The 22,247-nt window shown below is 64.7% G+C and carries 20 protein-coding genes and 1 pseudogene; 10 read left to right on the top strand and 11 right to left on the bottom strand.

Translation table 11 applies throughout. The annotated features are described in order from the left end of the window. Window positions 1-17: 17 nt before the first annotated feature. Window positions 18-422 (bottom strand): GFA family protein, encoded by a 405-nt coding sequence (locus tag FJ964_RS17905; RefSeq protein WP_140551617.1) that lies wholly within the window; start codon window positions 420-422, stop codon window positions 18-20. 125 nt (window positions 423-547) lie between these two features. Continuing rightward, window positions 548-1,501 carry a cation diffusion facilitator family transporter gene (locus tag FJ964_RS17900; RefSeq protein WP_140551616.1) on the bottom strand — a complete coding sequence of 318 codons (954 nt, stop codon included), beginning with the start codon at window positions 1,499-1,501 and terminating at the stop codon, window positions 548-550. A gap of 200 nt (window positions 1,502-1,701) precedes the next feature. Between FJ964_RS17900 and FJ964_RS31005 the strand changes: the two genes are divergently transcribed. Both FJ964_RS31005 and sugE read left to right on the top strand, forming a co-directional pair. Then, window positions 1,702-1,902, top strand: coding sequence for a hypothetical protein (locus tag FJ964_RS31005; protein ID WP_181172521.1), 201 nt, complete (start codon window positions 1,702-1,704; stop codon window positions 1,900-1,902). 250 nt (window positions 1,903-2,152) lie between these two features. Next, window positions 2,153-2,467: a quaternary ammonium compound efflux SMR transporter SugE gene (gene sugE / locus FJ964_RS17890; protein WP_140491423.1), complete on the top strand. Its 315-nt coding sequence runs from the start codon at window positions 2,153-2,155 to the stop codon at window positions 2,465-2,467. Window positions 2,468-2,651: 184 nt separating this feature from the next. Here the strand turns inward: sugE and FJ964_RS17885 are convergent, their stop codons facing one another. Next, window positions 2,652-3,080: a DUF6481 family protein gene (locus tag FJ964_RS17885; protein ID WP_140551615.1), complete on the bottom strand. Its 429-nt coding sequence runs from the start codon at window positions 3,078-3,080 to the stop codon at window positions 2,652-2,654. Window positions 3,081-3,300: 220 nt separating this feature from the next. Here FJ964_RS17885 and FJ964_RS17880 point away from each other — a divergent pair, with 220 nt between their 5' ends. Then, on the top strand, window positions 3,301-4,359 hold the full coding sequence (locus tag FJ964_RS17880; protein WP_140551614.1) for an LLM class flavin-dependent oxidoreductase: 1,059 nt from the start codon (window positions 3,301-3,303) through the stop codon (window positions 4,357-4,359). Between the two features lie 44 nt (window positions 4,360-4,403). On the opposite strand, the pseudogene FJ964_RS17875 reads toward FJ964_RS17880, so the two are convergent. After that, window positions 4,404-4,829: pseudogene (locus FJ964_RS17875) on the bottom strand (transcriptional regulator); the annotation flags it as partial. Window positions 4,830-5,023: 194 nt separating this feature from the next. On the opposite strand from FJ964_RS17875, the gene FJ964_RS17870 reads away from it, so the two are divergent. After that, window positions 5,024-6,193, top strand: coding sequence for an AI-2E family transporter (locus tag FJ964_RS17870; RefSeq protein WP_140551613.1), 1,170 nt, complete (start codon window positions 5,024-5,026; stop codon window positions 6,191-6,193). Between the two features lie 110 nt (window positions 6,194-6,303). Continuing rightward, the gene (locus FJ964_RS17865; RefSeq protein ID WP_140551612.1) at window positions 6,304-7,305 is read left to right on the top strand and encodes an LLM class flavin-dependent oxidoreductase; all 1,002 of its coding nucleotides are present in this window, start codon (window positions 6,304-6,306) and stop codon (window positions 7,303-7,305) included. 48 nt (window positions 7,306-7,353) lie between these two features. Here the strand turns inward: FJ964_RS17865 and FJ964_RS17860 are convergent, their stop codons facing one another. Beyond that, complete coding sequence (locus FJ964_RS17860) at window positions 7,354-8,373, bottom strand: LacI family DNA-binding transcriptional regulator (protein WP_140551611.1); 1,020 nt, start codon at window positions 8,371-8,373, stop codon at window positions 7,354-7,356. A gap of 219 nt (window positions 8,374-8,592) precedes the next feature. Here FJ964_RS17860 and FJ964_RS17855 point away from each other — a divergent pair, with 219 nt between their 5' ends. The 3 genes from FJ964_RS17855 to FJ964_RS17845 are packed head-to-tail and all read left to right on the top strand — an operon-like array spanning window position 8,593 to window position 12,451. Next, on the top strand, window positions 8,593-10,179 hold the full coding sequence (locus tag FJ964_RS17855; RefSeq protein ID WP_140551774.1) for a sugar ABC transporter ATP-binding protein: 1,587 nt from the start codon (window positions 8,593-8,595) through the stop codon (window positions 10,177-10,179). Next, window positions 10,176-11,486, top strand: a complete 1,311-nt coding sequence (locus tag FJ964_RS17850) for an ABC transporter permease (protein ID WP_140551610.1) — start codon at window positions 10,176-10,178, stop codon at window positions 11,484-11,486. Before FJ964_RS17855 ends, FJ964_RS17850 begins: the two co-directional genes overlap by 4 nt. Beyond that, window positions 11,483-12,451 carry a substrate-binding domain-containing protein gene (locus FJ964_RS17845; protein ID WP_140551609.1) on the top strand — a complete coding sequence of 323 codons (969 nt, stop codon included), beginning with the start codon at window positions 11,483-11,485 and terminating at the stop codon, window positions 12,449-12,451. Before FJ964_RS17850 ends, FJ964_RS17845 begins: the two co-directional genes overlap by 4 nt. 203 nt (window positions 12,452-12,654) lie before the next feature. Here FJ964_RS17845 and FJ964_RS17840 read toward each other — a convergent pair whose 3' ends face one another. The 6 genes from FJ964_RS17840 to FJ964_RS17815 are packed head-to-tail and all read right to left on the bottom strand — an operon-like array spanning window position 12,655 to window position 19,812. Continuing rightward, on the bottom strand, window positions 12,655-13,116 hold the full coding sequence (locus FJ964_RS17840) for a MarR family transcriptional regulator (RefSeq protein WP_140551608.1): 462 nt from the start codon (window positions 13,114-13,116) through the stop codon (window positions 12,655-12,657). Continuing rightward, complete coding sequence (locus FJ964_RS17835; protein ID WP_140551607.1) at window positions 13,113-13,697, bottom strand: amino acid synthesis family protein; 585 nt, start codon at window positions 13,695-13,697, stop codon at window positions 13,113-13,115. The genes FJ964_RS17840 and FJ964_RS17835 overlap by 4 nt, the downstream gene beginning before the upstream one ends. Continuing rightward, window positions 13,690-14,574: a UPF0280 family protein gene (locus FJ964_RS17830; RefSeq protein WP_140551773.1), complete on the bottom strand. Its 885-nt coding sequence runs from the start codon at window positions 14,572-14,574 to the stop codon at window positions 13,690-13,692. Before FJ964_RS17830 ends, FJ964_RS17835 begins: the two co-directional genes overlap by 8 nt. 17 nt (window positions 14,575-14,591) lie before the next feature. Continuing rightward, window positions 14,592-16,133 (bottom strand): 6-hydroxynicotinate reductase, encoded by a 1,542-nt coding sequence (locus FJ964_RS17825; RefSeq protein ID WP_140551606.1) that lies wholly within the window; start codon window positions 16,131-16,133, stop codon window positions 14,592-14,594. Next, a complete protein-coding gene (locus FJ964_RS17820) occupies window positions 16,130-18,955 on the bottom strand; it encodes a molybdopterin-dependent oxidoreductase (RefSeq protein WP_224713353.1) in 2,826 nt (941 codons plus the stop codon). Before FJ964_RS17820 ends, FJ964_RS17825 begins: the two co-directional genes overlap by 4 nt. Further along, a complete protein-coding gene (locus FJ964_RS17815; protein ID WP_140551605.1) occupies window positions 18,952-19,812 on the bottom strand; it encodes a xanthine dehydrogenase family protein subunit M in 861 nt (286 codons plus the stop codon). The genes FJ964_RS17820 and FJ964_RS17815 overlap by 4 nt, the downstream gene beginning before the upstream one ends. Window positions 19,813-20,145: 333 nt before the next feature. Here FJ964_RS17815 and pncA point away from each other — a divergent pair, with 333 nt between their 5' ends. After that, on the top strand, window positions 20,146-20,760 hold the full coding sequence (gene pncA / locus FJ964_RS17810; protein ID WP_140551604.1) for a bifunctional nicotinamidase/pyrazinamidase: 615 nt from the start codon (window positions 20,146-20,148) through the stop codon (window positions 20,758-20,760). Between the two features lie 76 nt (window positions 20,761-20,836). Next, a complete protein-coding gene (locus FJ964_RS17805) occupies window positions 20,837-22,219 on the top strand; it encodes a sodium:proton antiporter (RefSeq protein WP_140551603.1) in 1,383 nt (460 codons plus the stop codon). Window positions 22,220-22,247: the final 28 nt, after the last annotated feature.

Genomic DNA, 22,247 nt, shown 5'->3' with positions numbered 1-22,247 from the left:
GCCGCACCGGGCCGGCGCTACTGCTCCTCCACTGTGGTCATGCCCTGAAATTCAGGTAGCCAGTGAAGCGCCGAGCGGTGCCATTTTTGCAGTGTCGGAATCAAATCCTGGCGTAGCCGCGCGGTTCCCACGCGAATGCCGTAGACCTTGGGGCCATCTCCGACCGACGTGGCGTAAAGGTGCGAGCCGCAGTCGCCACAAAAGGCCTGGACGCGCTTGGCGCCGCTTGCCACGGTCTTGATGTAGATCTTCGGCGTACCCCTGGTGATCCGGTAGTGATCTTCAGATGCCGGAACGGTGACGCGAAAGGCCGTGCCGGTCAGCTGTTGGCAATCGGTACAATGGCAGATCGAGGTCTTTTCCGGCTCGACCTCCGCCTCATAGGTGATGGCGCCACAATGACAGCCGCCGTCGATCTTCATAATCAGTCCTCCAAGAATTCGATCGGCCGATCTTAGCGGCGCAGCGGCGCAAGGCAACGACGCGACGCTGATCCAGAGGCATGATCGCGAGAGGTGGAACGCGGTCTCGAGACCATGTTCAAGCTCTACTCGGATGCGGATTCGATCAGCTTGCGCCGCTGTTCCCAGGTGCCTGACGTCTGCGGCTTGACGAACAGCCGGGTGATCTCGGGCATTTCCTTCCTCAACCGCGCTTCGATGCGCTCGACGCAGGCTTCGATTTCCGGTGCCGACAGATGGTCCTCGAATTCGATGCTCAGGCCGGCGACGATCTCTTCCGGCCCCATGTGGACCGTGAGCACGCCGTTCGCCCGCTGCACGGCCGGATCCTGCTGGGCGATCGCCAGCACTTCTTTCTGCACCTCCGGTGAAGCAGGCTCGCCGATGAGCAGCCCCTTGCTTTCACGCGCCAGGAAGGCCGCGGTCGCACCCAGGATCAGAGCAATGCCGATCGAGGCGACGCCGTCCAGTTCCGGCATCTCGAAAATCTCCGCCGCCAATATGCCGGCAAAGGCGACGATCAGGCCGAGAAGCGCGGCACTGTCTTCGAACAGCACCGTGTAGACGCTTGGATCCTTGCTCGATTGCACGGCCTGCAGCCAGCCCTGCCGGCCCTTCTGCCGGCGGAATTCCCTCAGCGCCACCAGCCACGAGCTGCCCTCGAACAGGAACGACAGGCCGAGCACGATGTAGTTGACCCTGACATTGGCGGCCGGTTGCGGCGCAATGATGTGCGTCACGCCTTCGTAGAAGGATACGCCGGCGCCGAGCGCGAAGACGAGAAGCGCCACGATGAAGCTCCAGAAGTAGAGCTCGCGGCCATGGCCGAGGGGATGCGCGCGGGTGGCCGGGCGTGCAGCGCGATGCATGCCATACAGCAGCAGACCGCCATTGCCGGTATCGACCAGCGAATGCACGCCCTCCGAAAGCATCGCCGAACTGCCGGTGAAGAAGGCCGCGGCGAATTTGGTCAGCGCGATCGCGAGATTGCCGGCGAGCGCCGCGTAGATGACCGTTCGAGAGCCGCCATGTCCCGCCATTGCTTCCCTGTCGTCCTGTCCGACGCGCGAAGTCTAGAGCAATTCCAGGAAAAGTGGGACCCGATTTCCTTGAGATCGTGCTGCCGGCCCGCGAAATTCCCCGGCCATCCACGACGCATCAACCCCTATCCGTTCAAGTCCGTGCGCGCCGGTTGAGATTCATAAAGGCCCTCGAAACAGGTTGCCGGATTTTCGCGGCCGTGACCGCGAACAGCCCCTTGCCTAGAGGCATTTCTCTTGTTTCACTTCGCTTCCCGCAATTGGAGGAACGAATCATGGCAAAAGGTGCGATGAAGGCAGGCAAGGAAGCCCGGAAGCCTAAGAAGGATGCCAAGAAGCCAGCCGCTGCTCCCACGCTCAAGGCGCCGCCGGTCAAGGCAACGAGGCTCAAGGAAAAATAGGCTTTCGCGTGCCTCGGGACGGAGTTCGCCGGCGGCATTCGAAACACCGCCGGCAGTCTGTTGATCGGATGTTAGGACATACAATATCTGGTGCGGGGACGACCCCACATCTTCTGAAATCCGGTCGGGACGACCCGCCCATTGTTTGATAGGGCATCGGCAGCCGGACGGCTGCCGCGGTGCTCTGTCGATCGCGTATCGCATTGTCCTGAAACGGAGACCGGTGCGATGCTTGGCTGGAGCGTTCCCCATGTCGTGGATTTTTCTGTTTTTCGCCGGCCTGTTCGAGATCGGCTGGGCAATAGGCCTCAAATACACCGACGGATTCACCCGGCTCGTCCCGACCGTGCTCACGGTCGCCTCGATGATCGTCAGCCTCACGCTGCTTGGACTGGCGCTGAAGGCGCTGCCCGTCGGCACCGCCTATGCGGTGTGGACCGGTATCGGCACGGTCGGAACGGCGCTGCTCGGTATCTGGCTGCTCGGCGAGCCGGCGACCGTGATCAGGCTCGCCTGCATCGCGCTCATCGTCTGTGGCATTATGGGGCTGAAATTCGCGGCGTAAAGCAATCCAGGAGAAGTGCGAAGCGGCATCCGTCCGGAATTGCGTCGAAGCAAACAGAGCAATCCGCGAAAGTCGCATCACGACCGGCGCCGGCAATCGCATGAACTGGCGCGCGGACAAACGCATGCAGGGCCGCTTCGCAGCGACCCTGATCCTCGAAGCAGATTGCTCCGGCGGTCTGAGGCTAGCGGCCGGTAAAGCCCGGCGGCGTCCTGCCGGTGCGCGCCTTGCGCGCCGCATAGCGCGCATCGCGCTTGGCCTTGCGCTCGGCCTCGTCGGCCAAAAGACGCGCGATACGCTCGGCCTCTTCGGCTTCACGAATCCTGGCTTCCGCCTGCGCCGCCTCTTCGGCCGCGATCCGTGCGGCTTCGGCTGCGGCCTCGCGCTCGGCCTTCTCGATTGCCTCGCGTGCCAGCCTTTCCTGCTTCAGCCTCGCCTTCTCGGCCTCGCGTATCTCACGCGCCGCAAGGATAGCCTTGCGTTCAGCCTGTCGCGCCAGCACTGCGGGATCGTCCGCCGCCGGCTTTGACTTGAAGCGCTCCAGAAGCGCCTTCTTTGCCTCGTTCGCGGCGTTGCGCCGCTCGAAAATGTCTTTTTCCCTGTAGATAGCCAAGTCCACTTCCCTGAAGTCAATTCGCGACGCTTACATACGCGCGAAAACCGGGAGTTCAAGCGCCAAAACGGTATGCCAGCCATGAAATTCCGTGCTGTTGCAGCCGGGAGACGCCTTTGCGGCCGAAACGGACACGCACTGTTCGCAGTCGGACCCTCTGGTGGCGATGCCGGCTGATCGCTACCTCTAGCGCGAAAATCAAACGCCAGGATGACACCAGATGGAACTCGGTCTCTACACTTTCGCCGACGTCAGCCCGCAGCCGGGCCCTGGCGCAATCGGCCCGCACGAGCGGCTGCGCAACCTGATCGAGGAGATCGAACTGGCCGATGAGGTCGGCCTCGACGTTTTCGGCCTCGGCGAGCACCACCGGCCGGACTATGCCGCGTCCGCGCCCGTGGTGGCGCTGGCTGCGGCGGCCGAGCACACCAAGCGCATAAAACTGACCAGCGCCGTCACTGTCCTGTCCTCGGACGATCCGGTCCGCGCCTTCCAGCAATTCGCCACGCTCGACCTTCTTTCCGGCGGACGTGCCGAGATCATGGCCGGGCGCGGCTCGTTCATCGAATCCTTTCCGCTGTTCGGCTACAAGCTCGAGGATTATGACGAGCTGTTCGCCGAAAAGCTCGACCTGCTGCTCGCCATCCGCGATCAGGTGAAGATCACCTGGTCGGGCAATCTGCGCGCGCCGATCAACGATCGCGGCGTCTACCCACGCCCCTTGCAGGAAAAACTGCCGATCTGGATCGCCATCGGCGGCACGCCGCAGTCCGCCGCCCGCGCGGGCGCGCTCGGCCTGCCGCTGGCGCTCGCCATCATCGGCGGCGAGCCGGCGCGGTTCGCGCCGCTCTTCGACCTCTACCGCGAGGCCGCCAGGCGTGCGGGCGCCGATCCGAAGGGCCTTGCCACCAGCATCAACGTCCACGGCTTCATCGCCGAGACGACCGAGAAGGCGGCCGACGATTTCTATGGCCCGCAGGCCGAGGTGATGAACCGCATCGGCCGCGAGCGCGGCTGGGGTCCGACCTCGCGGGCGCATTTCGACCAGTCGCGCGGCCCGAGCGGCGCCTTGTTCGTCGGCAATCCCGAGCAGGTCGCCGAGAAGATCGTCGCCCAGCACAAGATCTTCGGCAACGACCGCTTCCTGCTGCAGATGGCGATCGGCATCATGCCCCATGCCAAGGTCATGAAGGCGATCGAACTCTACGGCACCAGGGTGGCGCCGATCGTGCGCAAGGAAACGGCCGACGCCGGCCCGGCCCCGGCGCCTGCCGTATGATCTCGAATGAGGCCGCAGATGCGGGCTTCGCTCAGAGCCGCCCGTCAATCGGCGTGCTCGCCTGGCCGTTGCGCAGCACCAGCACGAGCCTCATCCATCATCATGCCATGATGGATCTCGGTCGCCTCATCGGCCGGGAACAGGCACTCGATGCGAAGCTCCTGGGCGGCAACAGTCTGGGGAGTGCCCACGGTGGTGACCATCGAAAAATAATTCAGGACACGGTCTTCCCTGATGAACCCAAGCGGAATGACGGGCATGAAGCCGATCGCCACCGGGTTCTTCCATTCGTTTTTTACATCCGGATAGGCAAGCAGCGCCGCCAGCAAGTCCTTTGTCTTCTCGTCGACCACGCGACCGATGGATTCGCGGTAGACACGCTCAAACAAGCTCTGCGCCACCTCAGGCCAATTGGCGACGAACGGGCGCATGCCGTCCGGATCGAATAGGAGGTGCAGCATGTTGCGCGGCCCGCCGGCTGCGCGCGTTCAATTACATGGCATGTAATACGCAACGCTCCGACGTGAGCCGAAGCTGGTGCAAAGCCGTGCGGCAAGGGTCCTCAATGTCGGGGTTCCTCGACGCCGGCTAACGGAACCTTGGAGCGGCAGGGGCGTTTTCGTCAGTGGGTGCGCCTATTGCGGTGCGCCGTCGAGGGACCGTGATGAAAGCTGACCCCACCGCTTCGGGTGCGGGCGTTTCCGAAGCAGAAGAGGCGCGCATCGTCGCCCGCGCCGACACCCATCTGATACGCTCGCTGCTCGTCGGCATCTTCATTTTCATGGCCGTCTATGCGCTCTATTTCGCCCGTGCCTTCTTCATGCCGGTCATACTGGCTTTTCTGCTGGCATTGACGCTGACGCCGATCGTCAGGCTTCTGCGCAAGCGCGGCATCCCCGAGGTGATTTCGGCGACGCTTCTGGTGCTTCTGTCCCTCTGCCTCTTCGCCAGCGCCGGCTACCTGCTGAGCGGCCCGGTGATCGATCTCATCAACAACACCTCGTCGATCGGCCAGCGGTTGACCGAGCGGCTGGCGCATTTGCGGCCTCCGCTCGAGAGGATCATGGAGGTTACACATCAGATCGAAGGCCTCACCGAGACGTCGCAGGAGCCGGGCATACAGAAAGTAGCGGTAGCCCAGTCTGGCTTCCTGTCGTCGGCGGCCTCGAACATTCTCTCGGCGGGAACAAGCCTGACCATCATCTTCGTGCTGTCACTGTTCCTGCTCGCTTCGGGCACGATGTTCTACGAAAAGATCATCCAGTCCTTCGCCAGCCTCACCGAGAAGAAGCGGGCGCTGCGTGTCGTTTACGACGTGGAGCAGGAAATCTCGCACTATCTGCTCACCGTCACCATCATCAATATCGGTCTCGGCACGGTCATCGGCCTTGGCCTGTGGGCGCTCGGCATGCCCAATCCGTTCGTCTGGGGCGCCACGGCCGCTCTGCTCAATTTCCTGCCCTATGTCGGGGCGATGATCACGCTCATCGTGGTCACGATCATCGCGCTGATCAGCTTCGACACGATCTCCTATGCGTTGCTGGCGCCTGCCTTCCTGATTTTGTGCGACGTCGTCGAAGGCCAATTCGTGACGCCGATGGTTGTCGGCCGGCGGCTCGAGATCAACGCCGTGGCGATCTTCATCGCCATTGCCTTCTGGTCATGGCTGTGGGGCTTTGTCGGTGCGCTGATGGCGGTGCCGCTGCTGGTCGTCGTCAAGGTCTTCTGCGATCACTTCGACGGGCTCAGCCCTGTCGGCAATTTTCTCGCCGCTCAGCATACCATCACTCTCGAGGACGAGGAGGGCCCGGCGCCGGCAAACGCGAAAGGGTAAGCTACTCCAGGCCCGGCATGCTCGCCGTTGCGAAAAGTCAGGTTCAAGAATTTGAATTTGCGACCCAGGCCGGCACTTCCTACATCCGATTTCCTCAAAGGATGTCGTCTATGACCGAACTTTCCGTCCTCGACCTGTCGCCGATCGTCGAAGGCAGCGATGCCTCGCAGTCGCTGGCCAATTCGCTTGATCTTGCCCGCCATGCCGAGCGGCTGGGCTACAAGCGCTATTGGCTGGCCGAGCATCACAACATGCCCGGCATCGCCAGTGCCGCCACCTCGGTCGTCATCGCCCATGTCGCGGGCGGCACCAAGACCATTCGCGTCGGCGCCGGCGGCATCATGCTGCCCAATCACTCGCCGCTGGTCATCGCCGAGCAGTTCGGCACGCTGGCCGCCTTGTTCCCCGGCCGCATCGATCTCGGCCTCGGCAGGGCGCCCGGTACGGACATGAACACGGCGCGCGCCTTGCGCCGCAATCTCGAGGCCGGCGCCGACAATTTCCCGCAGGACGTCGTCGAGCTGATGGGCTATTTCCTGCCGGCGGAAGAAGGCCAGCGCCTGCGCGCCGTGCCGGGCGAAGGCCAGACCGTGCCGGTCTGGATTCTCGGCTCCAGCCTGTATGGCGCCCAGCTTGCCGCCATGCTCGGCCTGCCCTACGCCTTTGCCTCGCATTTCGCGCCGGCCGAGCTAGACCATGCGCTGGACATCTACCGCTCGCGTTTCCAGCCGTCGGAACAGCTCGACAAGCCCTATGTCATGCTCGGCCTCAACGTCTTTGCCGCGCCCACCGACGAGGAGGCGCGGCTGCTGTTCACCTCGCTGCAGCAGGCCTTCGTCAATTTGCGCACCGGGCGCCCCGGAAAATTGCCACCACCGGTCGAGAACTATGACCGCGATCTCGATCCGATGGCCAAGTCCATGCTCGGCCAGGCGCTGTCCTGCGCCGTGGTCGGCTCGCCGGAAACGGTGCGGCAAGGCATCGACGCCTTCGTTCGCCGCACCGGCGCCGATGAATTGATGGTCACCGCGCAGATATTCGACCATGCGGCTCGGGTGAGGTCCTTCGAAATCCTGGCTGACGCCCACAAATCGCTGTCGCAAGCAGCGTGAGATTTCCAGCTCGGCGCTTGCCGATAGCGATTCAACGACTGAACCGCTCTACGCACTCACGCTCTGCGCCACCGTTCCCAGCGGTCGGCATGAATTACGGATCATCAGCCGGCCCTTGAGCACCAGCTTGCGCGGCGGCGCGTCGCGATTTCCGGCAAGGCGGTCGAGCAGCAAATTGGCCGCCTGTTCGCCGATCGCCTGCACCGGCTGCGCCACCGTGGTCAGTTGCGGGACAAACACATCCGACCACGGAAAATCGTCGAAACAGGCGATCGAAACATCTTCCGGGCAGGACAGGCCGATATCACGGATCGCCTTCATGGTGCCGATCACCATCGGATTGTTGGCGGAGAAGATCGCGCTCGGCCTGTCGTGCAGCGACAACAGCTGCATGGCCGCGTTATAGCCGTCGATCTCATGAAAATTGCCGGAACGCACCAACTCTTCGGCCACCGGCAGACCGGCTGCCTGAAGCGCTTCGCGATATCCCGCCATGCGATCATGCATCGGTGAAATATCCGACGTTCCGGTGATGTAGCCGATGCGCCGGTGCCCGAGATGGATCAGGTAGGTGATGGCGTCGAACACGGCGCGCTGGTTGTCGAGCACCACGGCATCCGTGTCGACACCGTCACAGATGCGGTCAAGCAGGACGACCGGCACGTTGGCGTCGTCGACGATGCGCTTGAGGATCGTCCCATCGCCGACGCGCGCCACGATCAGCCCGTCGACCATGCGGTCGAGCAGCAGCCTGATCTGGTCGTCCTGGGTGTTGAGGTCCTCGTCCGTGCAGCACAGCATGACCGCATAGCCGGCGCGGTCGAAGGCCTGCTGGATGACTGACACGACATCGGTGAAGAAAGGATTGGTGATGTGCGGGACAGTCAATCCAATGGTGCGCGTGGTGCCCATTTTCAGGCTGCGGGCGATCGCATTGCGCTTGTAGCCGATATCGCGGATCGCCTGCTCGATGCGCTGGCTGAGCTCCGGGCTGACCGTCGCCGTGCCGTTGATCAGCGCCGAGACCGTGGCGACCGACACGCGCGCCGCTTCGGCCACGTGAAGCATGGTCGGCGCCGTCGATTTTCGCTGCCTTGTCTGCCTTGACCTTGCCATTTCGAAACGTTTCGCCGCCTCTCGATGCCTCATACCTACGGAATATCGCGGTTTTTCGCAAGAATTGAAATGAGGCAATCCTGCGTGACCAGATAGAAGCTTGACAGGATCGAAACGTTTAGAATAGCGTTCATGAGGTCAGACGACGACGGAAGGGAGGCCGCCTTTGTCATGGAGCAGGGAAATTCCATCGCTCGTGGGGATGTTGCGGCGGCGGACCGTTCGGATGTCGTCCTGAGCGCCGAACGCGTTTCCAAGAGCTTCGGCGGCATTGCCGCCTTGGTCGATGTCGGTTTCGAGCTGCGGCGCGGCGAAGTCCATGCCTTAATGGGTGAGAACGGCGCCGGCAAGTCGACGCTGATGAAAATCCTTTCCGGTGTCTACACGGGTTATGAAGGCACGGTTCGCGTCGACGGCGTGGCCGCGAATTTCGCCGGCGTGCGCGACGCCGAGGCCGCCGGCATTGCCATCATCCACCAGGAGCTCAACCTAGTTCCCGAACTCAGCGTCGCCGACAACATCTTTCTCGGGCGCGAGAAGCTGATCGCCGGGCTGATCGTCGACCGCAAGGCGAGCAGCCGCGCCGCAAGCGCCCTTCTGCAGCGGCTGGGCATCGAGCTCGACCCGGAAGCCCGTGTCGGCACCTTGCGCGTCGGCGAACAGCAACTGGTCGAGATCGCCAAGGCGCTGTCGATGTCGGCGCGCATCCTGATCATGGACGAGCCGACATCGGCGCTCTCTCCAGCCGAATGCCAGAGGCTGTTCCGCATCATCCGCCAGCTTGCCGACAGCGGCGTCGCCATCGTCTACATCTCGCATCGCATCGACGAGGTCATGCACCTGGCGGGCAGGGTCACCGTGTTTCGCGACGGACGCCACGTGCTGACGCGGCCGATGGGCGAGCTCGACGAGAACGCCATCATTTCGGCGATGGTCGGGCGCGATCTGCTGGCCTCCTCGGAAGAGGAGCGCCGTTCCGGCGGCGAAGTCGTGCTTTCCGTCGAGAACCTGTCGCTGACGAAACCCGACGCCCATGGCTGGTGCACCGTGATCGACGGCGTCAGCTTCGAACTCGCCGAAGGCGAGATCCTTGGCATTGGCGGGCTGCTGGGTTCAGGGCGCACCGAGATCCTGGAGGCGATCTTCGGCTCGAGCGATGGCCGCACCGGCGGCGAGATCCGGCTCGGCGGCTCGCCGGTCGAGATCCGCTCGCCGCGCGATGCCAGGCGCCTCGGCATTGCGCTGGTGACCGAGGATCGCAAGACGCAAGGCCTGCATCTCCAGGCCTCCATTACAGACAACGTCGCGTTGCCGCTGGTCGGATCGCTGGCGCGCTTCGGCATCCGTTCGCTGGCCGGCGAACAGGGGCTGGCGCGCCACGCGGTCCGGGCGCTCGGCATACGCTGCGAGGACATCGATCAGCCAGCCGGCACGCTGTCGGGCGGCAACCAGCAGAAGGTCGTCATCGGCAAATGGCTGGCGACACGGCCGCGCGTGCTCCTTCTCGACGAGCCGACGCGCGGCATCGACGTCGGCGCCAAGCGCGAAATCTACGACCTCATCTTCAAGCTTGCGCGCGACGGGCTGGCCATTGCCGTCATCAGCTCCGAATTGCCTGAACTGCTGCACCTCTCCGACCGCATCCTGGTGATGGCCGATGGCCGCCAGACCGGCATCCTTTCCCGCGATGCGGCGAGCGAGGAGGCCATCATGCGTCTCGCAGCACCGCGTCGCACGATTTCGAGACCTGCCGCATGACCGCCTTGAAACTCCTGTCCCGCACCAAGCTCTATTGGGGCCTGATCGCCATCTTCCTGATCGGCGTGCTGGGCTCGCCGGTCAGCTCCAAGGGCAACAACATCTTCCTGTCCTACGGTAATCTGCTCGACGTGCTGCGCCAGGTGTCGACCACCGGCCTGATCGCCACCGGCATGACCGCGGTGATCATCACCGGCGGCATCGATCTTTCCGTCGGTTCGCTGATGGCCATCTGTTCGGTGGTCTGTGCCATGCTGCTGACGGTTCCGGGCGTGACGCCGGGAGTGGTGCTTGGCGTGCCCACCGTCGCCTTGGTGGCGCTCTGTCTCGGCTTCATCGTCACCCGCTTCGTCTTCCTCAATCTCGAAAAGTCGCGCGCCGGCGCCGATGCCTCGCGCGACGCAAGGCTGGACCGCGCCCGCGGCCTGGTCACGCCGGCAATCGTCGGCGTGGTCCTGTGCTGTCTTTCCCTGTGGTACCTGCTGCCGCAGGTCGAGCCCAAATTCGGCGTCCTCGGCGTGCTGCTGGTCGCGCCATGCGTGGGCCTGCTGTTCGGTGCGCTCAACGGCTTCATCATCGTTGCCGGGCGGCTGCAGCCCTTCATCGTCACCCTGGCGATGATGGTGACGGCGTTGGGCATCGCCCGGCTGACCGCCGGCCAGAACAATGCCGTGCTGCCGGTCTATACCGGCTCGAACGCCACCGAGGATTTCGAGCTGCTGCGCTCGATGGTGTTCGGCGTCGTCCCGATGCCCGGCCTGTTCTTCCTCGGCGCCATCCTGATCTATGGCGCGGTGCTGCGCTTCACGCCCTTCGGCCGCTATGTCTACGCCATCGGCGGCAACGAGGAGGCGGCCAGGCTTTCCGGCATCGCCGCCGGCCGGGTCAAGATCGTCACCTACGCCGTTTCGGGCCTGCTCGCCGGCATTGCCGCGGTGCTCTATGTCGCTCAGTACCGGCAAGGCAAGCCCGATGCCGGCGCCGGCCTGGAGCTCGACGCCATCGCCGCCGTGGTCATCGGCGGCACCAGCCTGATGGGTGGGCGAGGCAGCCTCACCGGGACCTTCTGCGGCGTGCTGATCTTCGGGCTGCTGTCCAACATATTGCAGCTCCACAACATCAATTCGAACCTTCAGCTGGTGCTGAAAGGGATGATCATCATCGGCACGGTGCTCGTGCAGGAGCGCAATGCCGGTGATCTCCTAGCCTATCTGCGCCTGCCCGGAGCGGCGCACAAGGAAACGGCCGCGGCAAAACGGCCGTCGCAAGAGACCCGGTCTCTCAATCTCGGAGGAAACAAGAAATGAAACGACGTGACACGCTGAAGCTTGCCGCCCTTGGCGCGGCATTGCTGACCACCACCGCGCTGCTCTCCACCGGCCACGCCTTGGCCCAGGACAAGAAGTGGAAGATCGGCTTCTCGCAGGTGACCACCATCGAGCCTTGGCGCGCGCAGTTCAACAAGGACATACTGGCCGAGGCCGCCAAGCATCCCGAGGTCGAACTGATTATCACCGACGGCGAGGACAAGACCGAGAAGCAGGTCGCCGATGTCGAGAACCTCATCCGCCAGGAGGTCGATGCGCTCTTGGTGTCGCCGAAGGAATCGGCCGGCCTGACCGGCGTCGTGCAGCAGGCGATCGACGCCAAGATCCCGGTCTTCGTGCTCGACCGCAATGTCGACACCAAGGACTACACCCAGTTCGTCGGCGGCGACAACAAGCTGATCGGCCGCGCGGCCGGCGAATATGCCGTCGAGCTGCTCGGCGGCAAGGGCAAGGCATCGGGCAATGTCGTCGAGATCTGGGGCGGCATGGGCACCCAGCCGGCGCATGACCGCCATGACGGCTTCCATGAGTTCACCGACAAGGAGCCGGGCATCAAGTACCTGCTCGACCAGCAGTCGGGCGACTGGAAGCAGGACCAGGCTTATAATCTGATGGCCAACGCGCTGAAGAGCAACGAGAAGATCGATCTCGTCTACGGCCACAACGACCCGATGGCCTATGGCGCCTATCTCGCCGCCAAGGATGTCGGCCGCGAGAAGGACATCAAGTTCATCGGCATCGACGGCCTGCCGAATGAAGGCGTGCAGATGGTGAACAAGGGCGAGCTGACGGCGACCTTCACCTATGTCACCCCGGGCGCCGAGGGCCTTCGGCAGGCGATCAAGTTCCTCAACGGCGAGAAGGTCGAAAAGACCATCACCTTGCCGACGCAGAAGATCACCAAGGAAAACGCCGCCCAGGTGCTGAAGGACAACGGCCTGTGAGTTTTCGCCGGAGATAAGCGTCGGCCCAAGGTCCAGGTTCTTCGGCCCTTCCTCTCCCCCGTCGATCGGGGGAGAGGCGTCGAGCGCAGCTCGACGGTGTGGGGGTCGACGCGTGGCGCGCGCTCTGGCCCCTTTCAATATCCGTCGGCGGCGGGCCAGGTGGTTCCCGTCCGGAGGGAGAGGAAAGGACCTCGCCGCCGGCCCTACGCCAATTTCGCCAGCAGCTTCATGAAGGTGGCGATCTCCTTGGCCGTGAGCGGTGCCAAGGTTTCCTCCGTAATCTCGCGCGCCAGCGGGATCAGGCGTTCGATCGCCTCGCGTCCTTCGGCGGTCAAATTGACCAGCAGCCGCCTCTTGTCGCCTTCGTGCTTGGAAAGTTCGACGAGGCCGCGCGCCTTCAGCCGGTCGATGACGCCCTTGACCGTCGCCGCGTCCATTGCAATCAGCGTGCCGAGCTGGTTCTGCGAAGTCTCGCCGACGTCGCGCAGCTTGGCCAGTGCCGCGAATTGCGGCGGCGTCAGGTCGCCGATACGCGCGGCGAAGATCGAGACGTGGCGCTGGTGCGCCTTGCGCAGGATGAAGCCGACCTGCTCCTGCAGGTGGTAGTCCTGATCCTCGGCCTCTTCGGCCTCGACCAGCTTCAGCAGATTGTCCTCGCCGCTCACCGCAGCCCGTCCCAGGCCTTGATGTCGTCGGCCGCGAGCCCACCCATGCGATTATGGATGCGCGGGCCGCAGGTCATGGCGAGGCAGAACAGGATCTCGTCGGAACGCGGGCCGTCGCTGACGCCGACTTCCATGGCGTCGAAATGGCTGCGCACATAGGCGGCGTTGATGTGGCCGAGCGGCACGTCCAGCCGCGAACCGAACGCGCCGACCTTTTTCGCCGACGGCACGATCGCCTTGGCGTCGCCGAGCCGTTCGCGCATCGCGTAGCCGCCCGGCACATGCCAAAGCGCGCCATGCTCGAGTTCGCCCGATGTGCCGACGATGGCGCCTTTGCCATAACCGTCGATCTGCTTCACGTCGCCACCCAATGCCGCGATCAGCCGGTCGGCCAGCATCAGCCCGAGCGGCTTCAGATCGTCCATGGCGCTCTGCAACTCCTCGACATAGCGCCCGGCGAACGGGTTCTTGACAACGGCGAGAGCGGCAGCGCGACGGCGCGGCACCTTGGCCACCGGCCCGCCTTCATGAAAGATCTCTTCGGTCACAACCGCGATCTTGCGGACCGGAAACTCAGGCATGGGCAACTTCCTCCAGTTCGTGCTTGTTGGGCGCAGCGAGTGCAACGGAGCCGCTGATGCGGGCCTCGCCACCGAGAAACAGCGCCGATCCGGCAATTAGGCCGCGCCGGCGAAAATCTTCGGCGACGGCAAGGCCATTGTCCAGTGCGCGCGCCACCTCGCCAGGGGCAAGCGGACCGACGCCTTGCGTCACCAGCCGCGAGCCCAGATCGCTGTCGGGCGACAGGTCGAGTGCGGGAATGCGCTTGATCGCAGGATTGCCGGGCAGATCCACTGCGTTGGCGATGAGCGTCGCCGCCGCATCGGCTTCGGCACCGGTCCGTGCCAGCACGGTGACGGCGTCTGCAATGCCCAGGGAAAACGAACGGCCGCGCCAGCCGCTGGTGGCGACACCGCGCACCCCATCTTCCGCGCGGATCGTGATCCGGTCGGCCATGCCGTTGCCGGTGCCGGCAATGATCAGGCCGATCGATGTGCCCTTGGCAAGATGGAGGGCGCTATCGCCACCATTGTTGACATAGGCGCGATCGAGCTTGCGACCGACGAGCAGCGCGGCGAGCATTTCGTCGGCTACCGATCCGGCAACAGCGGCCATCGGTGTGATGAAGCATTCCGCCAAGGGCATGACGGCTGCTTCCATGCGGCGCGCCGTCGGGCCGGCGAAGCTGCGCGGCGCCAGGAAAAATGCCGGGAGGCGCAATTCGGGAAGCTCCTCGACCAACTCAGTCAGGATCGTCTGGAAACGCGCGACGGCCTGCGCGTAGGCGGCGCGACGCTCATCCGCCTCGCCGAAGACCTCGACGACCAGGTCGATCGGCCCGTGGTTGAGGTGCAGCCGCTTGCCGTCCTGCAGCCAATGCGCCTGCGGGCCGGGCATCGCTTGCGGGCCGTCCATCATCCGGCTCCGTTCGACGCGGCGCGCCTTAACTGTGCGAGCGGCGGCCATGGGTTGCGGGCCGGCGCACCGTCGCCCCGGCGCGCGTTCAGATACTCGCCACCCTTGGCGACGATGTCCTCGAGGCTGCGGATCTCGGCCTCGTAGCCGCCGAGCCTGACATAATCGTCGCGGCGCAGCGTGAATTCGATCGGCGCCACCAGCGCCGGCGTCGGCACGTAGCCGAAGGCGCCTTCCGGCACGCGCATGACATCCACCATCAGCGTGATGCCGCCGCCCGGCCAGACATAGACCGGCGCGCCGCCGACCGTCACATAGGTAGTCAGGCCCTGCACGGAACGGGTGAGGTTGACGGGATTCTCGGTGACGCCGGCGCGCAGCGAGCCGCCGGCGCCGCCGATGAACAGCACGGTGCACAGCGCCGGTTCGCAATTGTCCTCGATCAGTCCCACGGATTTTTGCAACCGCTCGGGAAAAGGTTTTTCGACCGGCTTCAGATCGTCGTCGAGTTCGTAATAGGCGAACTGTTCGCCGGTGGTGGAGACCATCAGCAGCGACAGGCCGGGCCGCGCGCCCTTCTTGGCGTTCCATTCGCCCAGGATCGACAGCGGATCCGAAATGCTGGTGCCGCCCCAGCCGAGGCCAGGCTCGGACACCTTGAAATAGCGGCCAGGGGTCGAGCGGCGGCCGATGATCTTTATCCCCGTGTCCTGCCAGCCCAGCACTTTGCCGGCCTGATGCTCCGAGACGACGCCGGTGATGTGATCGTCGACCACCACCACCTCGTCGACCAGCCCGCGCCATTGAGTGGCGAACATGCCGATGGTCGCCGAGCCGCAGCCGACCCGCATGCGGTGCTCCTGCTTGCCGTCGATCACAGGCGGTTTGCCGGCTTCGACGATGACGGTCGCGCCGCCGTCGATGGTCAGTTCAACCGGCTTGCGGTTGCACAAATCGAGCAGCGCATCGCAGGTGGCGCGGCCTTCAGCTTTGGAGCCACCGGTCAGATGATGCACACCGCCCAGCGACAACATCTGCGAGCCATATTCGCCCGTCGTGACATGGCCGATCGCCTCGCTTTGCGATCGTACGACAGCCGTTTCGGGTCCGATATGACGGTCGGTGTCGATCTTCACCTTGACGCCGCAATAGGAGAAGATGCCTTCGGTGACCACGGTGACGAGATCGACGCCCTCGACCTGCTGGCTGACGATGAAGGGCGCCGGCTTGTAGTCGGGATAGGTGGTTCCGGCGCCGATCGCCGTGACGAAGCGGCGGCCGGTGTTGACCAGTTCGCCGTCCCAGGCCTCGCCCTCTGCGACGAAGGGCACGACAGCGCCGCCGATCTCGGCGGTATGATCGAGAATGGTCAGCGGGTCCATGCGCACGATCCGGCCGCCGGCATTACCGTAGCGGTCGCAAGCGCCGGTGCGGCCATCGGCGATGTAGCACATGACAGGGCAGGCATCGCAGCGGATCTTCTCCGCCACCAGCTTCTCGCCGGGATCATGGGTTTCGAAGCGTTCGGCAAGCTCGCTCATCTGCGTGCCTCCTTCTCGCGGATGGCGGCGCGGATGCGAGTCGGCGTCGCCGGAACTTTGGTGATCGCAATACCGGTCGCATGGCGGATGGCATTGAGGATCGCCGGCGCCGTCGGAATCAGCACATGTTCACCCAAGCCCTTGGCCCCGAATGGCCCTTCCGGGTCTGGCACCTCGATCAATATCGTCTCGATCGGCGGCACGTCGCCGATGGTCGGAATGAGATAATCGTGTAAATTCTCTGTGCGGCCGGGAATATACTCTTCCATCAGCGCCATGCCGATGCCTTGCGCGATGCCGCCCTCGATCTGGCCCTCGACCAGCAGCGGGTTGATCGCCTTGCCGACGTCATGCGCGGCGGTGATCTTGACCAGCTTGACCGTGCCGAGCTTGAGGTCGACTTCGAGCTCGGCGATCTGCGCGCCGTAACCATAGACCGCATAGGGCTTGCCCTGGCCCTTGGCGTCGAGCGGCAAGGTCGGCGGATCGTAGGTCTCCTCGGCGCGGAAGACGAAGCCGTCTCCATCCTCATCGAGCGAGCCGAGATCGATGCGGCGGGTCGCCTCGCCCTCGCGGATGACGATCGCCGGGCCGTCGAGTTGAAGCGACGCCTTTTGCGAGACATTGGCAAAACGCAGGATCTCATCGCGCAAGGCACGGCCGGCCTTCTCGGCCGCCCTGCCGGTGACGAAGGTCTGGCGCGACGCCGAGGTCTTGCCGGCATCGGGAGTGATCGCGGTATCGGCGCCTTTCAGCCGAAACTTTTCCAGGGGCAAGCCGAGCGCGTCGGCGCAGATTTGCGGGATGACGGTGTTGGAGCCCTGGCCGATGTCGACGGCGCCCTGGTGCAGGATGATCTCGCCTGACGCCGCAATGCCAACCCGGATGGTCGACGGATTGGGCAGCGAGGTGTTGCCGCAGCCATACCAGCAGGAGGCGATGCCGACGCCGCGCTTTTTATCCGCGCTGGCACTGTTGAAGGCATCCGCGTCAGCCGTTGCACGCGACCAATGCGGCCGCAGGGCATCGAGGCACTCGGCAATGCCGACGCCGGACTCCAGAAGCTGTCCTGTAACCGTTTCGGAGCCGTTCCGAAGGCAGTTCTTCAAGCGAAAATCGAGTCGGTCAATCCCGAGCTTATCAGCCAGCTCGTCATACAGCGTCTCCTGCATGATTGTCGCCTGCGGCACGCCGAAGCCGCGAAAGGCGCCGGAAATCGGTCCATTTGTATGGATGGCGCGACCCTCGGCGCGATAGTTCGGCGTCGCATAGGGACCGGAGGCATGCACCGGCACGCGATTGGCAACCGTCGGTCCCCAGCTGGCATAGGCGCCGGTGTTGAAATCGCCCGAAAAAATCATGCCGGTGACATGACCCTCGGCATCGGCGCCGATGGTCGCTTGCATCTGCGCCGGATGGCGCTTGGTGGTCGACATCATCGATTCGTTGCGGGTGTAGGCAAGTGCGGCCGGCCGACCGGTCCTCATCGCCACCAGGCCGATCAGAGGTTGCAGCGACACGTCGAGTTTCGAGCCGAAGCCGCCGCCGGTCGCGGTCGGCACGATGCGAACTTTGTCGACGGGCAGGCCCAGCACCTTCGCCGTCTCGTCGCGGTCCATATAGGGTGCCTGCGTGCAGGCGACGATGACCAGCGTGTCGCCATCCATATAGGCATGGCCGGCTTCCGGCTCGATATACGCATGCTCGACATAGGACGTCTCGATCGCGCCGGTCACCGTGACGGCGGCATCGCCAAGCGCCGCCTCGGGATCGCCGCGTTCGACGAAGCCCTTGGTCAGAAGATTTCCCGGACGGTTCGCATGGATCAGTGCCGCGCCTTCGGCCCGTGCTTCGCAAGGCTGCGACAGGTGCGGCAATTCGGTCCAGCGGATCGGGAAATCCGACAAATCCAGATCGAGCATCGCCTCGCGCTCGCCGGCCACCACGGCCACCGCCTCGCCGCGAAACCGCGCGCTGCCTTCGGCGAGAACCGGCTGGTCGGCGAACGGACCGATCACGCCAAAACAGTTCTTTCCCGGGATATCGGCCGCCGTGAAGACGCCGGCGATGCCGGGATGCGCTTTTGCCCAGCCATCGAGGTCGCCGAAGGCGAAGCTGGCATGGTAGTGCGGCGAGCGGACCACCAGCACGGAAAGCGCATCGGCGGGGAAGGAATCGCCGCCGAATTTCTCACCGCCCGTTACCTTCGGCACGCCATCGAGCCGGATCGGGGAGGAGCCAATGGCGTGGCCGGACCGAGGCAGACGGTAATCCAGACTTGCAGCCTGGACGGAGGCCTCCATCACCGCCGCGACGATCTTGCGGTATCCGGTGCAGCGGCACAAAATACCGCCCAGCGCGTCCTGCACCTCGATCTCGCTCGGGCTGGCTTTCTTCTCCAGAAGGGCCGTCGCGGCCACCAGCAGGCCAGGCGTGCAGATGCCGCACTGCGCAGCGCCATGGGCCAGGAAGGAGGCCTGCAGCGCCGACAGCCGGCCATTGGCTAGGCCTTCGACCGTCGTCACCGACGCCCCGGCGGCCGATGCCGCCGGCATCAGGCAGGCGCAAACCGGATCGCCATCGACCAGCACCGTGCAGGCGCCGCAGTCGCCGGCGTCGCAGCCGACCTTGGTCCCGGTCAGCAGCAATTCCTCGCGCAGCACCGAGGACAGCCGGCGCAGCGGCGGCACGTTGATCGAGACGGCGGCGCCATTGACCGCGAAGGCGATCTCGGCGCGCGCCAGGCTGGGCTGACCCGCGTCACTGTCGGATCGGGTTCCGCGGGATCGACCCAGGCTGATGTCAGGCTGAGCTTTGTTCATGCCGCCACCCTGTCGCCGCTCACCGGCCCGGCAGCCGCAAGCACGGCGCGGGCCACGATTTCGCGCGCCGCGTCCTGCCGGTATTCGGCGCTGCCGCGCACGTCGCCGATCGGCGACAACTCGTCCATCGGCGCGGTCAGCACCGCGGCGGCCAGTCCATCATCCGCCGCCAGTCCGCGCAGGGCCGCCTCGACCCCGCCGAGCCGCTTTGCGACAGCCGAGCAGGAACCGACGGCGACCGCCGCTTGCGTGACGACGCCGTCCTGCACCACCAGGCGTGCCGCCGCCATGGCGATGGAGATGACGAGATAGCGCCGCGCGCCGAGCTTGACGAAAGCCGACATACCCGTGCCCGCCGTTTTCGGCACGCGGATGGCGATGACCATCTCGCCGGGCCGCAGGTCCGTGCGGCGATTGCCGAGGATGAATTCGCCGAGCGGCAGGTAGCGCACCGCTTGCGCCGAGCGCAGTTCGATCTCGGCGTCGAGCACCAGCAGCGCCGGCACGCCATCCGCGGCCGGCGAAGCGTTGCAGAGGTTGCCGGCGATCGAGGCGACATTCTGGATCTGAACGGACCCGACCTCCCGCGCGGCCGCCTTCAGCGCATCGAAGGCCGGCGGCAAGGGGTGGCGAACGATGTCGGTCCAGCTGGTGCGCGCGCCGATCCGCCAATGCGTTTCGGTCTCCGCGATGCCGCGCAGGGCCGCCAGCCCGTTGATGTCGAGCACATTGTCGCGGAAAGGCTTGCTGCCTTGCGCCGGGTAGAAGTCGGTGCCGCCGGCAAGGATGCGCCACGAAGCTTCGCCAAGCAGGGCGAGCGCCTCGTCGACCGTGGTGGGTTTCGCGTAACGGATCACGCTTTGCCTTCCCAGAAAAAGGGCCTTTCCGAGGGAACCTGCCGGCGTTCGGGCCGGCTCAAATTCATTCGTATGCAAATGATATCAAGTCGGCGGAAATTGTCAAAGCCGGAGTTTGCCGGGCACCTCGTCTGGAGGCCGGTGCCGCCCATTTGTTCTGCGCAAGATCAAGGCGTCGCAGCACCCTTTGCGCGTGAGGGCGTGCGCGCGGCGCTGTAATGGTTGACGCGGCCCGCCATCTGGTCAAGTTTCTCCGTCCGGTCGCGCCAGCGGCTTTCTTTCGCCGGGATCCCCCTGGGAGCCCGTGCCCGAGACCGACAGGAAGGAACCCCCATGGCCGACGAAGCGCTTGTCGTCATCGACCTGCAGAACGATTTTTGCCCTGGCGGCGCGCTGGCGGTGGCCGGCGGCGACGAGATCGTGCCGCTGGTCAACGACCTGATCCGCCGAACCGACCACGTCGTGCTGACGCAGGACTGGCACCCCGCCGGTCATTCGAGTTTTGCCTCCAGCCACCCGGGCGCCCAGCCTTTCGAAACCATCGAGATGCCCTACGGGCAGCAGACGCTGTGGCCGGACCATTGCATCCAGGGCAGCCTCGGCTCGGATTTTCACTCGGGTCTTGCCTGGACCAAGGCAGAGCTCGTCATCCGCAAGGGATTTCGGCCTGGTATCGACAGCTATTCGGCCTTCTTCGAGAACGACCACACGACGCCGACCGGCCTTGCCGGCTATCTCAGGGAGCGCGGCATCGACACGCTGACCCTGGTCGGCCTGGCGACCGATTTCTGCGTCGCCTTCTCGGCGCTCGACGCGGTCAAACAAGGGTTCAGGACCACGGTCAGGCTCGATGCCTGCCGCGGCATCGATCTCAACGGTTCGGTCGAGACGATGCTGGCGAGGATGCGCCAAGCAGGCGTGACGCTCGAAGACCACGCGGCGGACTAATCGCATCGTGGGGGAAAAGAGGGGGTCCGTCCGGGTAGCGACAGCTTTGACGGCAAGCGCCGTGGTGGCTGTCGCGATGCTGTTTCCAGAAACGGTCTTCGCCGCGGAGGAGCACGGCCTGCCAGGCCGGACGATGTCGCTGTGGTGGGCGCTGCCCTTTGCCGGCCTGTTGCTGTCGATCGCCACCGGACCGCTGCTTTTCCACCATATCTGGGAGCATCACTACGGCAAGATAACAGCGCTTTGGGCGGCTCTCGTGGTGGTGCCGCTCGCATCGGCCTTCGGCACGACGCTGGCAACGGAAGCGGTGCTGCATGCGCTGCTCACCGAATACATGTCGTTCATCATTCTCCTGTTCGCGCTGTTCACCATTTCGGGCGGCATTCTCGTGGCCGGCAACATCCACGGCACGCCGCTGGTCAATGCCGGGCTGCTGCTCATCGGCGCCCTGCTCGCCTCCGTCATCGGCACCACCGGCGCCTCGATGATCCTGATCCGGCCGCTCATCCGCGCCAACGACAACCGGGCGTTCAACGCCCATGTCGTCATCTTCTTCATCTTCCTGGTGTCCAACATCGGCGGTTCGCTGACGCCGCTCGGCGACCCGCCGCTGTTCGTCGGCTTCCTGCGCGGCGTCGATTTCTTCTGGACCACCGCCAACCTCTGGCGCGAGACCCTGTTCGTCGGCGGCGTCGTGCTCGCCGTCTTCCTGGTGATCGACATGACGCTGCATCGCCGCGAAAGGGGCGCGCCAAAGATCAAGGACCCGACGCCGGACACGAAGGTGCGCATCCGCGGCCTGCCCAACCTGCCGCTGCTTGCCGGCGTGATCGGCGCGATCCTGCTTTCCGCCACCTGGAAGCCCGGCATCGGTCTTTCCATCCAGGGGGTGGACCTCGAGCTGCAGAACCTTGTGCGCGACGCCGTCATCCTGGCGCTTGCCTTCGTCTCGCTGGCCGTCTCGCGCAAGGAGTATCGCGAGGCCAACGGCTTCAACTGGGGTCCGATCGCGGAAGTGGCGAAACTGTTCGCCGGCATCTTCATCTGCATCGTACCCGTGGTCGCCATCCTGAGGGCCGGCCATGAAGGCGCGCTGGCGCCACTGGTCGCGCTCGTCACGTCGGCGCAGGGCATGCCCAACGATCTCGCCTATTTCTGGCTGACCGGAGCGCTGTCGTCCTTCCTCGACAATGCGCCGACCTACCTGGTGTTCTTCGAGCTCGCCGGCGGCGCTCCCCGGCATCTGATGACGGAGCTCGCTTCGACCTTGGCGGCGATCTCGGCGGGTGCGGTGTTCATGGGCGCCAACACCTATATCGGCAACGCGCCGAACTTCATGGTTTACGCCATTGCCCGGCATCGCGGCGTGAACATGCCGGGTTTTTTCGGCTACATGGCATGGTCGGGCGCGGTGCTGATTCCGACGTTTTTGATCGCCGGGTTTTTGTTCTTTGGATAAGCCCGCGATGGCGCCAGGCGGGTCGACG

It is taken from the genome of Mesorhizobium sp. B2-3-2 (assembly GCF_006442295.1).
In the GTDB taxonomy this organism is placed as follows: Bacteria; Pseudomonadota; Alphaproteobacteria; order Rhizobiales; family Rhizobiaceae; genus Mesorhizobium.
The sequence above is the reverse complement of the archived record's forward strand: the minus strand, read 5'-3'. Positions and strand labels throughout refer to the sequence as shown.

Excerpts from the sequence above, each read along its gene's own strand:
- FJ964_RS17850 (WP_140551610.1), top strand. The coding sequence starts at position 10,176 with ATGACCGCCTTGAAACTCCTGTCCCGCACCAAGCTCTATTGGGGCCTG.
- FJ964_RS17825 (WP_140551606.1), bottom strand. The coding sequence starts at position 16,133 with ATGAGCGAGCTTGCCGAACGCTTCGAAACCCATGATCCCGGCGAGAAG.
- FJ964_RS17880 (WP_140551614.1), top strand. The coding sequence starts at position 3,301 with ATGGAACTCGGTCTCTACACTTTCGCCGACGTCAGCCCGCAGCCGGGC.
- FJ964_RS17855 (WP_140551774.1), top strand. The coding sequence starts at position 8,593 with ATGGAGCAGGGAAATTCCATCGCTCGTGGGGATGTTGCGGCGGCGGAC.
- FJ964_RS17860 (WP_140551611.1), bottom strand. The coding sequence starts at position 8,373 with ATGCTTCACGTGGCCGAAGCGGCGCGCGTGTCGGTCGCCACGGTCTCG.
- FJ964_RS17805 (WP_140551603.1), top strand. The coding sequence starts at position 20,837 with ATGCTGTTTCCAGAAACGGTCTTCGCCGCGGAGGAGCACGGCCTGCCA.
- FJ964_RS17905 (WP_140551617.1), bottom strand. The coding sequence starts at position 422 with ATGAAGATCGACGGCGGCTGTCATTGTGGCGCCATCACCTATGAGGCG.
- FJ964_RS17835 (WP_140551607.1), bottom strand. The coding sequence starts at position 13,697 with ATGCCTGAGTTTCCGGTCCGCAAGATCGCGGTTGTGACCGAAGAGATC.
- FJ964_RS17870 (WP_140551613.1), top strand. The coding sequence starts at position 5,024 with ATGAAAGCTGACCCCACCGCTTCGGGTGCGGGCGTTTCCGAAGCAGAA.
- FJ964_RS17865 (WP_140551612.1), top strand. The coding sequence starts at position 6,304 with ATGACCGAACTTTCCGTCCTCGACCTGTCGCCGATCGTCGAAGGCAGC.
- FJ964_RS17820 (WP_224713353.1), bottom strand. The coding sequence starts at position 18,955 with ATGAACAAAGCTCAGCCTGACATCAGCCTGGGTCGATCCCGCGGAACC.
- sugE (WP_140491423.1), top strand. The coding sequence starts at position 2,153 with ATGTCGTGGATTTTTCTGTTTTTCGCCGGCCTGTTCGAGATCGGCTGG.
- pncA (WP_140551604.1), top strand. The coding sequence starts at position 20,146 with ATGGCCGACGAAGCGCTTGTCGTCATCGACCTGCAGAACGATTTTTGC.
- FJ964_RS17900 (WP_140551616.1), bottom strand. The coding sequence starts at position 1,501 with ATGGCGGGACATGGCGGCTCTCGAACGGTCATCTACGCGGCGCTCGCC.
- FJ964_RS17845 (WP_140551609.1), top strand. The coding sequence starts at position 11,483 with ATGAAACGACGTGACACGCTGAAGCTTGCCGCCCTTGGCGCGGCATTG.
- FJ964_RS17830 (WP_140551773.1), bottom strand. The coding sequence starts at position 14,574 with ATGCCCGGCCCGCAGGCGCATTGGCTGCAGGACGGCAAGCGGCTGCAC.